Below are 16,067 nucleotides of genomic sequence, written 5' to 3'. Positions count from 1 at the left end.
CTTCGGGCTTTTTTCGGGGTGTCTTTATATCACCCGCTGGTCGGCTGCCAACTAACCGATTGGTCGGGTATCGCGTTGCCTTGTGTTCTTCTCCCGCACTGCCCGGAGCATCTGTGCCATGAGTTCTGCCTCTCTTATAAAGACCCCGCCCGAGAAGGTGACGGTCAACGGTTGGGTGTTCTACACCTCTACCGCGTTGATTCTGTTGTTGACCGCCATTCTGATCATCGCCCCGCAAGAGGCCGGCAGATTGCTCGGTATTGCCCAGGCCTGGTTGTCCCGCAGCTTCGGCTGGTACTACATGGTGGTGATCGCCGCTTATCTGGTGTTCGTGGTCGGCCTGGCGTTTTCCTCCTACGGCAAACTCAAACTGGGGAGCAAGGACGATACCCCGGACTTCAGCTACGGCGCCTGGGCAGGGATGCTGTTCTCGTCGGGTATCGGCATCTCGCTGCTGTACTTCGGTGCCTCCGAGCCGCTGGACCACTACTTCAACCCGCCCGAAGGCGTCGCCGCCAGCAACATGGCTGCGCGTCAGGCGGTTCAGTTGACGTTCCTGCACTGGGGCCTGCACGGCTGGGCGATCTACGCCTTGGTCGGCCTGGCCGTGGCGTACTTTGCTTACCGTCATAACCAGCCGCTGGCGTTGCGTTCGGCGCTGTATCCGCTGGTGGGCGAGCGTTGGGTCAAGGGCGCGGCCGGTCATGCGGTGGACGGCTTTGGCATGTTCGTGACCCTGCTGGGTCTGGTGACGAACCTGGGGATTGGTTCGCTGCAAGTGTCTTCCGGGCTGGAAAACCTGTTTGGCATGGAGCACAGCAACACCAACCTGCTGATCGTGATCATCGTCATGAGCACTGTGGCGACCATCGCCGCTGTGTCCGGCGTGGAAAACGGCATCCGTCGTCTGTCCAACCTGAACATCGTGCTGTTCAGCGGTCTGTTGATTTTCGTCCTGCTGTTTGGCCCGACTTTGCACCTGCTCAACGGCTTTGTGCAAAACATCGGTGACTACCTGAACGGCGTGGTGCTGAAGACCTTCGACCTCTATGTGTACGAAGGCGACAGTGAGAAGTCTGACCGCTGGTTGGGCCTGTGGACCCTGTTCTACTGGGCCTGGTGGATTTCCTGGGCGCCATTCGTAGGCATGTTCATCGCGCGTATTTCCCGTGGTCGTACCGTGCGTGAACTGGTGGCCGGCGTGCTGCTGATTCCGCTGGGCTTCACCCTGGCGTGGCTGTCGATCTTCGGTAACTCGGCCCTCGACCTGGTGATGAACCACGGCGCGGTGGAGCTCGGGAAGACCGCGCTGGAACAGCCGTCCATGGCGATCTACCAGTTGCTGGAGCATTACCCGGCATCGAAGATTGTGATCGGCGTGTCGATTTTCGTGGGTTTTGTGCTGTTCCTGACCCCGGCGGATTCCGGCGCAGTGATGATGGCTAACCTCTCGTGCAAGGGCGGCAACGTCGATGAAGATGCGCCGCACTGGCTGCGGATCTTCTGGTCGGCGGTGATCACCCTGGTGACTATCGGCCTGCTGTTCGCCGGTAACTTCGAAGCCATGCAAACCATGGTGGTGCTGGCCGGTCTGCCGTTCTCGGTGGTGTTGGTGTTCTTCATGTTCGGCTTGCACAAGGCGATGCGTCAGGACGTGCAGATCGAACAGGAGCAAGCGGAGTTGGCTGCACGCGGTCGTCGCGGTTTCAGCGAGCGTCTGACTCAGTTGGACTTGCAGCCGAATCAGTCGATCGTGCAGCGTTTCATGGACAAGCAAGTCAGCCCGGCGCTGGAAGATGCAACGGTGCAATTGCGCGCTCAAGGCCTGGACGTGCAGACGTTGCTGGGCAAGTCGAAGCGCTGCATGGGCGTGCGGATCGAGATGGAAGAGGGCAACCCGTTTGTCTACGAAGTCAGCCTGGACGGTTACCTGGCGGCGGCGAGTGACACGGTGTCGGCCGAAAGTGCTGATGAACCCCGCGCACGCTACTACCGCGCCGAGGTGTACCTGCACAACGGCAGTCAGGATTACGACTTGATGGGTTTCACCCAGGATCAGATCACCCGTGACGTGCTCGATCAGTTTGAAAGCCATCGGCAGCTCCTTGGCCGTGTCTATAGCTGAGTCATCGAGGGTGCGGTGTTTCGGTCTGAAGCACCGCGTCGGCTTCATCGCCAGCAGGCTGGCTCCCACAAGAGAATGCATTCCAATGTGGGAGCCAGCCTGCTGGCGATGGGGCCTTTAACTCCAACGCTGCTTGATCTGATATCCCTACAAACAAAAACGCCGCGATCCTCTCGCGGCGTTTTTGTGTCTGTTGCCTTACCCCAGGTTCTTGCCGAGCAGTGCGTGGTACAGCTCGCTGTCGCCCAGAATCCCGACCACTTTGTTGTTGTCGTGCAGCACTAGCTTGTTGCCGGTCTGATAACGAATCTGCAGCGCATCGCGCATGCCGATGTTCGAGTCCACCAGCGTTGGCCGGCGGCCCAGGCCTTCAACCGCCTGCCCTGGAATCCAGTTCTGCAGGTCCAGGCTCGCGCCGTTCTGGCGTGCGCCTTTGATGGTGTTGCCTTCGGCCAGGTCCAGCCACGAATCGCCGCCCGGATCGAGGCATACCGAACCGTTGATGCGTTTGCAGTTGTCCAGGGTGCGCATCAGGCTGCGACCGCAGAGAACATTCAGCGGGTTGGTGTGGGCGACGAAGGTCCGCACGTAGTCGTCCGCCGGGTTCAGCACGATTTCTTCAGGCTTGCTGTACTGGATGATCCGACCGTCTTTCATGATCGCGATGCGGCTGCCGAGCTTCAGCGCTTCATCGAGGTCGTGACTCACGAAGACGATGGTTTTGCTCAGCTTGTTTTGCAGTTCCAGCAGCTCGTCTTGCAGGCCTTGGCGGATCAATGGGTCGAGGGCCGAGAACGGTTCGTCCATCAGCAGAATGTCGGCGTCCATCGCCAGCGCGCGGGCCAGGCCCACACGTTGTTGCATGCCGCCGGAGAGCTCGTCGGGCTTCTTGTTGCGCCACTGGGTAAGGCCCACCAGCTCAAGCTTTTCATCGACCAGTTTTTTCCGTTCTTTCTCTGGGCGACCCTGCATTTCCAGACCGAAACTGATGTTCTCGCGCACCGTCAGCCAAGGCATCAGGGCGAACTTCTGGAACACCATCGCGATGCGCTTGGTACGCATCATTTTCAGTTCGGCCGGGGTGCAGGACGCGATGTCGATCTGCTTGCCTTCGTGCTCGACGAACAACTTGCCACGGCTGACGGTGTTGAGGCCGTTGATGCAACGCAGCAGGCTGGATTTGCCGGAGCCGGACAGGCCCATCAGCACGCAGATTTCGCCTTTCTCGACGTCCAGGCTGGCTTTTTCAACGCCGACAATCTGCCCGGTCTTTTTCAGGATCTGGTCGCGGGTCATGCCCTGGTCGAGGAGTTTGAGCGCCTCGCGCGGGTCTTTGGAGAAGATTACGTCGACGTCTTCGAACCGGATAATGCTCATGCGTCACCCCCTACTTTAGCGTCGGGTTGTTTGCAGATACGGTCGAGCATGATCGCCAGCAGTACGATCGCCAGGCCGGCTTCGAAGCCCAGGGCGATATCAGCAGTGTTCAGTGCGTTGACCACGGGTTTGCCCAGGCCATCGGCGCCCACCAGTGCCGCAATCACCACCATCGACAGCGACAGCATGATGCACTGGGTGATGCCGGCCGCGATGCTTGGCATGGCGTGGGGCAGTTCAATCCGTGAAAGCAGTTGACGGCGCGAACAGCCGAAGGCTTTGCCGGCGTCCATCAGTTCTGCGGGAACATCGCGAATACCCAGGTAAGTCAGGCGGATAGGCGCGGCAATCGCGAACACTACCGTTGAGATCAGGCCCGGGACCACACCGAGACCGAAGAGGGTCAGGGTAGGAATGAGGTACACGAAGGTCGGCACGGTCTGCATCAGATCGAGCACCGGACGCATCAGTGTGTAGAAAATCGGTTTGTGCGCGGCGACGATGCCCAACGGCACGCCGATGACCACGCAGACCAGGGTAGCGAAGAGCACCTGGGCGAGGGTTTCCATGGTTTCCTGCCAGTACCCCAGATTGAGGATGAGCAGGAAGGAGGCAATGACGAAAACGGTCAGGCCCCATTTGCGTTGGATAAAGTGTGCCAGTAGCGCGATGAGGCCGATCAATGCCAGCGGGTTGAACCAGGTCAGCGCAAAAGTCACGCCGTGGATCATCGTTTCCAGTGACACGGCGATTGCGTCGAAGGTGCTGGCGCCGTGTTGCGTCAACCATTCAACGAAGCCCGCGATGTACTGGCCTAAAGGTATTTTCTGATCAATCAGCATGGTAGTGAACGTCCGCATGCAAGGAAATAAACAGCCCGGGCGAGCGAACCCGCCCGGCGTAAGCGATTACTGCGCGAGCTTGGCTTTCACGGCCTCCAGGCCTGGTTTACCGTCAATGGTGGTCACGCCAGCGAGCCAGGTATCGAGGACCTGTGGGTTCTTTTTCAGCCAGGCCTTGGCGGCCGCGTCAGGCTTCATTTTGTCGTCCAGGATGTTGCCCATCAGCGAGCTTTCCATGTCGACGGTGAATTCCAGGTTTTTCAGCAACTGACCCACGTTGCTGCATTCCTGGACATACCCTTTGCGAGTGTTGGTCGCCACGGTGGCGGCACCAAAGTCGGGGCCGAAGAAGTCGTCACCACCGGTGAGGTATTGGATCTTGAAACGCTTGTTCATCGGATGCGGTGCCCAGCCGAGGAACACCACGGCGGTGTCGCGTTTCTGGGCGCGGTCGACTTGCGACAGCATGCCCGCTTCACTGGACTCGACCATCTTGAAACCGGCGTCTTTCAAGCCGAAGGCGTTCTTGTCGATCATACTCTGAATCAGACGATTGCCATCGTTACCCGGTTCGATGCCGTAGATCTTGCCGTCGAGTTCTTTCTTGAATTTCGGAATATCGGCGAAGTCATGCAGCCCTTTGTCATACAGCGCCTGCGGTACGGCGAGGGTGTACTTGGCGCCGGTGAGGTTGGTGCGCACTACGTCCACGGTGCCGGCATCACGATACGCCTTGATGTCGTTTTCCATGGTCGGCATCCAGTTGCCCAGGAAGATGTCCATGTTCTTGCCGTCGGCCAGGGATTTGTAGGTCACCGGCACGGAAATCATCGTGGTTTTGGTCTTGTAGCCCAGGGCCTGGAGGACCACGCTGGTGGTGGCGGTTGTTGCGGTGATGTCGGTCCAGCCGACATCGGAGAAGTTTACGGTACTGCATTGTGCCGGTTCTGCGGCTTGCGCCAGAAACGGCAGACTTAGCATGGCGGCCAACAACAACGACGGGGAACCTTTCATGGATGGACTCCTTGGTGTTTTTTTTGGCAGTGTTCCGACTGGACCACCGCACTTATAGGTTGCGGTTGGATGGCGTTTTTTAGACAGCTCTACCACGGCGCCTTGCAATCGAGTCGATACGATCATGTACCAGTGAAAATCTGACGCCTACAGGGGGCGTCGTATCCAGTACAGGGATGGTCGCATCCAGTGTCGGTGACGTCGTTTACAGCTTTTTTCAGCCCCCTTTGTCCCGCTGAACCGCAAAAAAACGGCGAAAACGCAGCGTGGAACGCGCGCGGCGTTCGTGGACAAGAGTGCGTCGGTGTGAGACGTCGAACGACACGGCAAAAGCCTGATGATGCAGCCATACCGGCGGATTGCAGCTTGAGCGTAGCAGCTCCGTCACTGGGCGCTTTTGCGTCCAGAGTTGGCACATCCAGGAGTTCGGCAGTAATGGCTATCAGCGTTTTCGACCTGTTCAAAATCGGCATCGGCCCTTCCAGTTCGCACACCGTGGGGCCTATGCGGGCCGCGGCGCTGTTCGTGCAAGGTTTGCGTGAGCAGGGACTTCTGGAACACGTGCGGCGCGTCGAAGTGCAGCTTTACGGTTCGCTGTCGGCCACCGGCATTGGTCACGGAAGCGACAACGCCGTGATCATGGGCCTGATGAGCGAGTGGCCGGACGCGATCGACCCGTCGCAAATCGGCATCCGCATCGAAACCCTTCGCGAAACCAACACGTTGTTGCTCGATGGTCGTCTGTCGGTGCCGTTTATCTGGGCCCGGGACATGCGCCTGATCGACGAAAACCTGCCGTTCCACCCCAACGCCATGACCCTGATTGTCGAAGGCGATGACGGCGAGCTGCATCGCGACACCTACTATTCCATCGGCGGCGGGTTTGTCGTGGATGAGGCGCAGGCCTCCAGTGGTGTGGTGGACCTGGATCGCACCGTTTTGCCGTACGACTTTTCCAGCGCCGTCGAACTGCTCAGCCTGTGCCAGACGCACAACCTGCGCGTGGCCGAATTGATGATGGCCAACGAGAAGGTCTGGCGCACCGAAGAGGAAATCCGCGCCGGCCTGATGAAACTCTGGCGGGCGATGCAGGATTGCGTCGATCAGGGCCTCAAGCACGAAGGTATTTTGCCCGGCGGGCTGAATGTGCGCCGACGTGCGGCCAAGCTGCATCGCAGCCTGCAGGAATTGGGCAAACCGAACGTGATCGGCTCGACCCTGAGCGCGATGGAATGGGTCAACCTGTTCGCCCTGGCGGTCAACGAAGAAAACGCCGCGGGCGGGCGCATGGTGACGGCGCCCACCAACGGTGCGGCGGGGATCATTCCGGCGGTGTTGCATTACTTCATGAAATTCAGCGAGGCAGTGACTGACGCCAACGTGGTCGACTATTTCCTGAGTGCTGCGGCGGTAGGGATTCTGTGCAAGAAAAACGCTTCGATCTCCGGCGCGGAAGTCGGTTGCCAGGGTGAAGTCGGTTCGGCCTGCGCCATGGCTGCCGCCGGACTGGCGGAGATTCTCGGCGCGACGCCGGAGCAGCTGTGCAACGCCGCGGAAATCGGCCTGGAACACAACCTCGGCTTGACCTGCGACCCGGTGGGCGGGCTGGTGCAAGTGCCGTGCATCGAACGCAATGCGATTGCCGCGGTAAAGGCGATCAACGCGGCGCAGATGGCATTGCGCGGTGATGGCCAGCACTTTATCTCGCTGGATCGGGTGATCCGCACCATGCGTGACACCGGTGCCGACATGCATGACAAGTACAAAGAGACATCGCGGGGCGGGTTGGCGGTTAGCGCTGTGGAGTGTTGATTCAGTAATACCGAGTCGTCTGCTTCGCGGGCAAGCCTCGCTCCTACAGGGTTGAGTCGAACCGGTGTTTTGTGATCGACATCATTCCTGTAGGAGCGAGGCTTGCCCGCGAAGGCGCCAGACCAGTCAAAACTGCGCGCAAAGTGAACACCCGAAACAACACGCGCCACCTTTTGGCGCGTCGCAAACAGGTAAATCATGACCTCAAGGTCAGGGATCGAAACCGACCCTGACCGTCCATCACCTGTGCTTGCGGTGACACTCTCCAGCAGGTCGCCGCAGCCCTGTTCCCACAAGTGCTACCGAATTGCTCACACCCAACGGGGCAGAGCGATTGCGGCCATTGATGGCACTTATATTCCACCCTCCCTGCGCGTCATATCCAGACACATCGCGACGTCGTTTTCAGGAGTTATTGAACGGCCATTCAATTTTAGGCATGGCAATTGCTCTGTCATAACAAAGCCCGTCTCCCACGCGAGAACGATGGCAATAACAAGAGCCTCCGCCTGAGGCCATCACCCGCTTTGTGTGAGGAGATACCGCGATGACGACGTTCAACTCCGGGGCCCAACCCCAGAACCGTGCGCCTCAATCCATCGGCTTTCTGCTGCTGGACAATTTCACGCTTATTTCTCTGGCCTCCGCCGTAGAACCCCTGCGCATGGCCAACCAATTGTCCGGTCGCGAGCTGTATCGCTGGTCCACGCTGACCGTCGATGGCGGTCAGGTCTGGGCCAGTGACGGCTTGCAGATCACGCCCGACTGCTCCATGCACAAAGCACCGCCCCTGGACACCGTGATTGTCTGCGGCGGTATCGGTATCCAGCGCACCGTCACCCGCGAACATGTCTCATGGCTGCAAAGCCAGGCCCGTCAATCGCGCCGTCTCGGTGCAGTCTGCACCGGCAGTTGGGCCCTGGCGTGCGCCGGCCTGCTGGACGGCTTCGATTGCAGCGTGCACTGGGAATGCCTGGCCGCGATGCAGGAAGCTTTCCCGCGTGTGGCCATGAGTACTCGCCTGTTTACCCTCGACCGTAACCGTTTCACCAGCTCCGGCGGCACCGCGCCGCTGGACATGATGTTGCACCTGATCAGCCGCGATCACGGTCGTGAACTGTCGGCCGCGATTTCGGAAATGTTCGTCTACGAACGCATCCGCAACGAGCAGGATCACCAGCGCGTGCCGCTCAAGCACATGCTCGGCACCAACCAGCCGAAGTTGCAGGAAATCGTCGCGCTGATGGAAGCCAACCTGGAGGAGCCGATCGACCTCGATGAACTGGCGGTGTACGTCGCCGTGTCCCGTCGTCAGCTCGAGCGACTGTTCCAGAAATACCTGCATTGTTCGCCGTCGCGTTACTACCTGAAACTGCGCTTGATTCGCGCCCGGCAGCTGCTCAAGCAAACGCCGATGTCGATCATCGAAGTGGCGTCGGTGTGCGGCTTCGTGTCCACGCCGCACTTCTCCAAGTGCTACCGCGAATACTTCGGCATTCCGCCGCGTGACGAGCGTGTGGGTTCCAACACGACCCAGCAGGTCGCCATGATGCCGTTGCCACAGGCGCTGGTGCTGTCGCCGTTGTCCGGGCCGTTGTCGGCGCTGAGTCAGGCGCGCAATGAGTCGACGTTTGCCAGCGTAAGGCTCTAGACCGAGGCGCCTGCTTCGCGAGCAAGCCCGCTCCCACATTTAATCGGGTTCTCTCTGGGGAATGCGGTCAAATGTGGGAGCGGGCTTGCTCGCGAAGGCGATCTATCAGGCGCTACGGCTCTGCTGATACTCCGCCAACGCCGGCAGCAATTGCTTGTCGATCGCCTGGCGCACGGCGGGCAGGATGGTCGCGCTGCTGGTGTACATCTGCTTGACCATGGTCCGCAGTTCCATTGCCCGTTCGTTGTTCAAACCCCGTACCGCGCATTCGCAGGCCTGCTCAGCAGTTGCACCCGGGGGCACTGCAAATCCTAACGCCTTAAGCTGGCCCAACAGGTCTTCCTGGTCAATCAAATCGGCGTACATCATGACGCAATCCTTCTTCAGGGAACGGTGTCGTGGCTCGATTCTCGTAGGGGTGCGGGGTGGCGGCAAGGACGATTTGTCGCAATGGCCGCGATACCTATGAACAGGTCGTTTTCGGCTAACTTGCGATCGATGCGAGTGGGCACACTGGCGTCAGCTGGCTTCACGAAGGTTTGGTCACCCTCGCGCAACGGCTCCTCAACAGTACCCTCCTCAGCTCCGATCCTGTCACGGCTTGATCGGGGTTTTTTTTGCCTGTGAATCCGGGGGAATGGGGTGTCTGGGCTGACGCCTTCGCGAGCAAGCCCGCTCCCACATTCGACCGCGTTCCCCCAAAGAGAACTCGGTTAAATGTGGGAGCGGGCTTGCTCGCGAAGAACGATGACGCGGTCTAGCGTTGCAACACCAATATCCGCGACAACAATTCATCACGGTCGACATAGCAACCCTGGAAATGCCGGGCGCCGGAGGCGGGGTCGAACGCGTTGCGGGCGTGGAGGGTTCGGCGGTTGTCGAAGCACCACAGCTCACCGGGGTTGAGCCGCGTCATCAGGCGAAACCGCGCCTCGCGGGTCATGGCAATAAAGCGCCGATAAGCGCGATACAGCCTGGGCATCTGTTCCACCGAGGCATCGAACGGGCCGCGCAGGAAGTTCGCCATGCGGATTTCCGACACCTGCCCAAACGCATCCAGGGCAATGATCGGTGCCAGGCAACGGTAGTCGCTGTGGCGGTCCTTGTTGCGGAACTCCACGGGGATTTCACACAAGGCCTGGAACGCCTCGGGATCTTCCTGGCGCAAGGCCTCGGCGATGGCAAAACCGTCGACGAAAATACTCTCGCCACCGTCGGCATCATTGACCAGGCAATGCAGAAACTGCAGCCCCGGTTGCAACTCGCGGGTCGGCAAGTCGCTGTGTAGCGGCAGGTTGAAAGCGGTGTAGGCGTTGCTGTCGGCATCGGCCTTGGATTGCACGTTGAACAGCACACCGAAATTGCTTTCGCGGATGAAGGAAATCCGCTGGGCGATCAGCTTCAACGAGCCAGGTTCGGTGGGCACGCCGCGAACCTGGGTCAAGCCGATATCGCGCACGTCCAGCAGCCATTGCAACAAGGCATCGGCGTCGTTCATCAGCGCCTGGTAGTCGAACACCGGCAGCTGCAAATCGCTGTTCCAGAGCCGCGCTTTGGGTTTGCCGGCACGACGTTCCGCGCGGGACTCGTCGTCGTAGGCATGGGCGCGCAACCAGCCTGGATCAAAGCGGCTGAGGTGACCGTCCTGCCACTGGACGCAGAGGCAACCGTCAGCATCGACGCGGGTCTCGGCCGGTACCAGGTTTTCCGGGACGTCGACGATTTCCAGCACTTGTTCGCGGGTCACGGTGTAGACGCAGTGCGGGCACGGGCAGTTGTCCCGCAACCAGCTGTGATGAAAGGGGCTGACGCGGTCGTCGGCCCACTTCACCAGAACACGATCCGCCAGGGTCTGCACGCCTGTCAGCGCGCTGATCAACGGATAAGTACGGAAGTCGGCAAAAGCGGCGGCGGTGTTCATGGCGATCTCCTTATGCGGTAGTGGCTATTTCGCCGGAGGCAGGGCAATCACCCGGCCGATGTAAGCGGGAGCGGGCAGGTCGGTTTGCTCGGCGACGATGGCTTGCAGTTTGTTCAAAGTGTCATCGCTGAACGGCGCGGATCGCGGCCCGGCGAGGTCGACGTGCAGCAACATTTGCTCGTTGCCCGCCAGTTCCTTGTCGCCACCGATCAAGTGCAGGCTGTGGTAGAGGTGCAGGCGTTTGCTGTCGTGACCGATGATCTGGGTGCGCACCTCGACGTCGGCGTCGAGCTTCACTTCGTGCAGGTAATTGAGGTGCAGTTCGAGGGTGAACAACGAGTTGCCGCTGGCTTCGCGGTTGTTGCTGTCCATCCCGAGGCGGTCCATCAGGGCGTCGGTGGCGTAGCTGAAAATCAGCAGGTAGAACGCATCGCGCAGGTGACCGTTGTAGTCGACCCAGTCGGGGATGATTTTGGTCTGGTAGGTGGTGAGGCTGGGCATGATGTCTTTTCCAACATTGAGGGTGTCTGGAATGCCGCTTTCGCCAGCAGGCTGGCTCCCACATTGGAATGCATTCCCTGTGGGAGCCAGCCTGCTGGCGATGGGGCCGGTCCTGCTAGTCGATTACTCGCTGAACGCCATCCCATGCTTCTCTTTGGTGGTCTTCACCGCCTCCAGCACCGCCAGCAAGCAATCATCACGATAGCGCTCCAGCGCCGAGATGCTGTGTTTGCCCAGCTGATCACTGGTGCCATCGACCACATCATCGATCAACTTGTCGGTCAGTTCCGGCGCTGGCAGGTACGTCCACGGCAACTGCAATGCTGGTCCGAACTGCGCCATGAAGTGGCGCATGCCGGCATCGCCACCCGCGAGGGTGTACGTCAGGAAAGTCCCCATGAACGACCAGCGCAGACCCGCGCCAAAGCGAATGGCATCGTCGATCTCACCGGTGGTTGCCACACCGTCGTTGACCAGGTGCAGCGCCTCACGCCACAGCGCTTCGAGCAAGCGGTCGGCGATGAATCCAGGCACTTCCTTGCGCACATGCAGCGGACGCATGCCCAAGGATTCGTAGACTTTCATCGCCGCTTGCACGGCTTCGGGAGCGGTGTTCTTGCCACCAACCACTTCGACTAATGGCAGCAGGTAAACCGGGTTGAACGGGTGCCCGACCACGCAGCGTTCCGGGTGGGTCGAACTCTCGTAGAACTCGCTCGGCAACAGCCCCGAAGTGCTGGAACCGATCAGCGCATTGGGTTTGGCCGCGGCGCTGATTTTGCTGTGCAGTTCCAGTTTCAGGTCCAAGCGTTCAGGGGCACTTTCCTGAATGAAATCCGCATCGCGAACGCATTCTTCAATCGTCGCGACAAAGCGCAGCCGATCCTGCGATGCACCGGGCGCCAGGCCTTGTTTCTCCAGTGCGCCCCAGGCATTGGCGACGCGTTTGCGCAGGGCCGCTTCGGCACCCGGCGCCGGGTCCCAGGCCACCACGTCGAGGCCGTGGGCGAGGGCGCGGGACACCCAGCCGCTGCCGATGACACCGCTGCCCAATGCTGCGAAGATTTTGATTTCGGTAATGAAGGTCATGGCAACTTCCTAAAGGAATTCGGTGATCCCTTGTAGGAGCGAGGCTTGCCCGCGAAGAGGCCGGTACATCTGACGGATCTCTCGCGGCAGGAAGGCCGCCTTCGCGGGCAAGCCTCGCTCCTACAGGGGTGATAGGTGTGGTGTTATCCGCGCTTGGTCAGGCCCATTTTTGCCCGGCCTTCCGCCGGCGTCAGAACGCGGGAGCCGAGGCGGCTGAGGATTTCCGAGGCGCGTTCCACCAGTTGGCCGTTGGTCGCCAGCACGCCCTTGTCCAGCCAGATGTTGTCTTCGAGCCCGACCCTCACGTTGCCGCCGAGCAGCACCGCTTGTGCGGCCATTGGCATCTGCATGCGACCGATACCGAAGCCCGCCCACACGGCGTTGGCCGGCAAGTTATCGACCATGGCTTTCATGGTGGTGGTGTCGGCCGGCGCGCCCCACGGGATGCCCAGGCACAGTTGGAACAGCGGGTCGTCGAGCAGGCCTTCCTTGATCAGCTGTTTGGCGAACCACAGGTGACCGGTGTCGAAAATTTCCAGCTCGGCTTTCACGCCCAGCTCTTGAATGCGTTTGGCGCCAGCGCGTAGCTGGGCCGGCGTGGACACGTAAATGGTGTCGCCGTCGCCGAAGTTCAGGGTGCCGCAATCGAGCGTGCAGATTTCCGGCAACAGTTCTTCGACGTGGGCCAGACGGGTCAGCGGGCCGACCAGATCAGTGTTCGGGCCGAACTCCATCGGGTTCTCGCCCGCGCCGATTTCCAGGTCGCCGCCCATGCCAGCAGTGAGGTTGACGATGATGTCGACGTCCGCCTCGCGGATGCGCTCCATGACTTCACGGTACAGCGCCACGTCACGGCTGAATTTGCCGGTTTCGGGGTTGCGAACGTGGCAATGGACGACAGTGGCGCCAGCCTTGGCGGCTTCCACGGCGGCAGCGGCGATTTGTTTCGGGGTGACCGGCACGTGTGGGCTCTTGCTGGTCGTGTCGCCAGCACCGGTGAGTGCGCAGGTGATGATGACGTCGTGGTTCATTTGATAGTTCCTTGCAGGCGTGATGGTCCCGTTCGCAGCCCGGTCGGGCTGCGAATCGGTGGTTCGATCAGGGTTTATTTACTGGTCAGTTTCAGGTTTTCAGCGGCTGGTTTGCCATCGAAGGTGGTGACGCCTTCAAGCCAGCGTTGCTTGTCTTGCGGGTGATCGTTCAGCCATTGCTTGGCCGATTCGAAGGCGTCCTTGTGATCGAGCAGCGGCTGCATCATCCGGCTCTCGTCTTCGGCGGTGAAGGTCAGGTTGCTCAGCAGACGGCCGATGTTCGGGCACTGCTGCGCGTAGTTCGGTGAGGTGACAGTCCACACGGTCGCCATGCCTTCGTTCGGGCCGAGGGCGTCTTCACTGCCGGTCAGGTACGTCATCTTCACGTTGACGTTCATCGGGTGCGGCGCCCAGCCGAAGAACACCACGGCCTCATTGCGTCGCACGGCGCGATCCACTGCCGCGAGCATGCCGGCCTCGCTGGATTCGACCAGTTGGAACTTGCCGAGGCCGAACTGATTCTTGGCGATCATTGCTTTGATCTGAGTGTTGGCGCCTGAACCCGGCTCGATCCCGTAGATCTTGCCACCCAGTTCTTTTTCGAACTTGGCGATGTCGGCGAAGGTTTTCAGGCCCTTGTCGGCGAGGTATGTCGGTACCGCGAGGGTGGCGCGGGCGTCTTTCAGGCTCGGTGCCTCAAGCACTTTGACTTGCTTGCCATCGACGAACGGCGTGATGGTCTGGGTCATCAACGGGTTCCAGTAACCCAGGAACAGGTCCAGGCGCTGGTCGCGGATCCCGGCGAAGATGATTTGCTGGGAGGCGCTGGTTTGTTTGGTGTTGTAGCCGAGGCCGTCGAGCAGGACCTGGGTCATGGCACTGGTGGCGATTACGTCGGTCCAGTTCACTACACCCATGCGCACGTTTTGGCACGCGGCGGGTTCGGCTGCCATGACACTGGCGCTCAGCAAAGCGGTACCGCTGAGTGCAAGAACACAGCTGCTGATCAGTCGTTTCATCTCAGGTTTCCTCGGCAGTTCGTTATTGTGGGTCCGGTCGTCTTCGTGCGCCGGTGATGCCCAAGTTACGCAGCTAGGCCCCGGTGAAAGCGCACTACGGCGACCAGCTCTTGCACTGCAGCGACCTGAGCTCTTGAAAGCCTGTTGCAAGTGGCGTATCAACGTCCACACGCTACCCGGCCTCACGTTACCCGCCTATCGAGTGCGCCCCATGTCCCAGGATTTCTACTTCTTGTTGATGCCGGGTTTCTCGGCCATCGGTTTCATCTCGGCCATCGAGCCGTTGCGGGTCGCCAATCGCTTTCGCGGCGAGTTGTATCGCTGGCATGTGCTGAGCGCTGACGGTGGTGCGGTCCTGGCCAGTAACGGCATGTCGGTCAACGCCGATGCGGCGCTGGAGCCGCTGAAGAAAGGTGCAACCTTGTTGGTGGTCGCGGGTTTCGAACCGCTGAAATTCGCCACCCCGGCACTGGAGCACTGGTTGCGTCGGCTGGACAACGAGGGCGTGACCCTTGGCGCCATCGACACCGGCAGCTTTGTCCTCGCCGAAGCCGGCCTGCTTGAGGGTCATCGGCTGACTTTGCACTGGGAAGCCATCGACGCGTTCAAGGAGTCTTATCCACAGCTCAGCGTCACCCAGGAGCTGTTCGAAATCGACCGTCGGCGCATCACCTCCGCCGGCGGCACGGCGTCCATCGACCTGATGCTCGACCTCATCGGCCAGGCCCACGGCCCGGCACTGGCGATCCAGGTCAGCGAACAATTCGTGCTCGGCCGCATCCGCCCGCGCAAAGACCACCAGCGCATGGAAGTCGCCAGTCGCTACGGCATCAGCAACAAAAAACTGGTGCAGGTGATTGGCGAGATGGAGCAGCACAGCGAACCACCCTTGAGCACGCTGGCGCTGGCGGAATCGATCAAGGTGACACGACGCCAGCTCGAGCGATTGTTCCGCTTGCACCTGAACGACACACCGAGCAATTTCTACCTGCGCTTGCGGCTGGAGAAGGCGCAACAACTGTTGCGGCAGACAGACATGAGCGTGCTGGAAGTGAGCATCGCGTGCGGGTTTGAATCGCCGTCGTATTTCACCCGCAGCTATCGGGCACGTTTTGAGCGCTGTCCTCGGGAAGATCGCCGGCAAAGCCAAAAAGCCTGAGCCGACCCTTGTAGGAGCGAGGCTTGCCCGCGAAGAGGCCGGTACATCCGACGGAGCTCTCGCGGCAGGAAGGCCGCCTTCGCGGGCAAGCCTCGCTCCTACAGGGTGTTTACTTCTTCATCAATGCAGAGCAGGCCGCTTTAAATGCTTCATGCTGATACTTGTTCAGCGTACCCGGCAGTTCAAAGTCGAACTTCTTGTTCTGCGCATTAATGGTCTGTGGCGACAGCAGCGTCACCTCGCAATTCTCCAGCAGCTGGAACACGCCCTCGATCTTGAACGTGGTCGGCCCACCGGCAAACTCACCCTTCTTGCTGCGCTTCTTGATCGCAATCCGGTCGATGGAATTCTCGCGCACAAACGAAGCGACCTGCGCGGCAAAGACTTTGACGTTGGCGGCTTCGTCGTCATCGTCGAGGGCGATTTTCTTGGTCGCGAGGGCGACGTGGCTCAAGGCCTGATCGTCGAGGGTGGCGACAGCGATGATCGCTTCGCTGCCTTTGATTTCGATGCCGCAGATTTTCAT

General features: G+C 60.2%; 14 protein-coding genes. 4 read left to right on the top strand and 10 right to left on the bottom strand.

All coding sequences use genetic code 11. The features are described from left to right. Positions 1 to 175: 175 nt before the first annotated feature. Positions 176 to 2,125: a BCCT family transporter gene (locus tag ACIPL2_RS06345; RefSeq protein WP_401354292.1), complete on the top strand. Its 1,950-nt coding sequence runs from the start codon at positions 176 to 178 to the stop codon at positions 2,123 to 2,125. A 198-nt stretch (positions 2,126 to 2,323) separates the two neighbouring features. Here ACIPL2_RS06345 and choV read toward each other — a convergent pair whose 3' ends face one another. The 3 genes from choV to ACIPL2_RS06330 form a co-directional block, all read right to left on the bottom strand. Continuing rightward, positions 2,324 to 3,502: a choline ABC transporter ATP-binding protein gene (choV, locus tag ACIPL2_RS06340; RefSeq protein WP_401354033.1), complete on the bottom strand. Its 1,179-nt coding sequence runs from the start codon at positions 3,500 to 3,502 to the stop codon at positions 2,324 to 2,326. Beyond that, positions 3,499 to 4,344 carry a choline ABC transporter permease subunit gene (gene choW, locus ACIPL2_RS06335; protein WP_401354031.1) on the bottom strand — a complete coding sequence of 282 codons (846 nt, stop codon included), beginning with the start codon at positions 4,342 to 4,344 and terminating at the stop codon, positions 3,499 to 3,501. The genes choV and choW overlap by 4 nt, the downstream gene beginning before the upstream one ends. Before the next feature lie 66 nt (positions 4,345 to 4,410). Continuing rightward, positions 4,411 to 5,358: a choline ABC transporter substrate-binding protein gene (locus tag ACIPL2_RS06330; RefSeq protein ID WP_059407473.1), complete on the bottom strand. Its 948-nt coding sequence runs from the start codon at positions 5,356 to 5,358 to the stop codon at positions 4,411 to 4,413. Positions 5,359 to 5,793: 435 nt separating this feature from the next. On the opposite strand from ACIPL2_RS06330, the gene ACIPL2_RS06325 reads away from it, so the two are divergent. Both ACIPL2_RS06325 and ACIPL2_RS06320 read left to right on the top strand, forming a co-directional pair. After that, positions 5,794 to 7,170 carry an L-serine ammonia-lyase gene (locus ACIPL2_RS06325; RefSeq protein ID WP_401354028.1) on the top strand — a complete coding sequence of 459 codons (1,377 nt, stop codon included), beginning with the start codon at positions 5,794 to 5,796 and terminating at the stop codon, positions 7,168 to 7,170. A gap of 547 nt (positions 7,171 to 7,717) precedes the next feature. Further along, positions 7,718 to 8,821, top strand: coding sequence for a GlxA family transcriptional regulator (locus ACIPL2_RS06320; RefSeq protein ID WP_059407471.1), 1,104 nt, complete (start codon positions 7,718 to 7,720; stop codon positions 8,819 to 8,821). A gap of 105 nt (positions 8,822 to 8,926) precedes the next feature. Here the strand turns inward: ACIPL2_RS06320 and ACIPL2_RS06315 are convergent, their stop codons facing one another. The 6 genes from ACIPL2_RS06315 to ACIPL2_RS06290 form a co-directional block, all read right to left on the bottom strand. Beyond that, a complete protein-coding gene (locus ACIPL2_RS06315; protein WP_401354025.1) occupies positions 8,927 to 9,190 on the bottom strand; it encodes a hypothetical protein in 264 nt (87 codons plus the stop codon). A gap of 388 nt (positions 9,191 to 9,578) precedes the next feature. Further along, complete coding sequence (locus ACIPL2_RS06310) at positions 9,579 to 10,742, bottom strand: gamma-butyrobetaine dioxygenase (RefSeq protein ID WP_401354022.1); 1,164 nt, start codon at positions 10,740 to 10,742, stop codon at positions 9,579 to 9,581. 24 nt (positions 10,743 to 10,766) lie between these two features. After that, positions 10,767 to 11,243 carry a thioesterase family protein gene (locus tag ACIPL2_RS06305; protein WP_401354019.1) on the bottom strand — a complete coding sequence of 159 codons (477 nt, stop codon included), beginning with the start codon at positions 11,241 to 11,243 and terminating at the stop codon, positions 10,767 to 10,769. A 123-nt stretch (positions 11,244 to 11,366) separates the two neighbouring features. Next, complete coding sequence (locus ACIPL2_RS06300) at positions 11,367 to 12,332, bottom strand: L-carnitine dehydrogenase (protein WP_401354017.1); 966 nt, start codon at positions 12,330 to 12,332, stop codon at positions 11,367 to 11,369. 143 nt (positions 12,333 to 12,475) lie between these two features. Further along, on the bottom strand, positions 12,476 to 13,363 hold the full coding sequence (locus tag ACIPL2_RS06295) for a 3-keto-5-aminohexanoate cleavage protein (RefSeq protein ID WP_401354014.1): 888 nt from the start codon (positions 13,361 to 13,363) through the stop codon (positions 12,476 to 12,478). A gap of 74 nt (positions 13,364 to 13,437) precedes the next feature. Continuing rightward, a complete protein-coding gene (locus tag ACIPL2_RS06290; protein WP_401354012.1) occupies positions 13,438 to 14,382 on the bottom strand; it encodes a choline ABC transporter substrate-binding protein in 945 nt (314 codons plus the stop codon). 211 nt (positions 14,383 to 14,593) lie between these two features. Here ACIPL2_RS06290 and ACIPL2_RS06285 point away from each other — a divergent pair, with 211 nt between their 5' ends. Continuing rightward, positions 14,594 to 15,541 (top strand): GlxA family transcriptional regulator, encoded by a 948-nt coding sequence (locus ACIPL2_RS06285; protein WP_401354010.1) that lies wholly within the window; start codon positions 14,594 to 14,596, stop codon positions 15,539 to 15,541. Positions 15,542 to 15,650: 109 nt separating this feature from the next. On the opposite strand, the gene ACIPL2_RS06280 is transcribed toward ACIPL2_RS06285, so the two are convergent. Next, a complete protein-coding gene (locus ACIPL2_RS06280) occupies positions 15,651 to 16,067 on the bottom strand; it encodes a DUF3010 family protein (protein ID WP_401354008.1) in 417 nt (138 codons plus the stop codon).

The organism is Pseudomonas sp. NPDC086251 (genome assembly GCF_044746405.1).
In the GTDB taxonomy this organism is placed as follows: Bacteria; Pseudomonadota; Gammaproteobacteria; order Pseudomonadales; family Pseudomonadaceae; genus Aquipseudomonas.
Note: the sequence above shows the minus strand (reverse complement) of the source record. Positions and strands in the feature narration are given on the sequence as shown.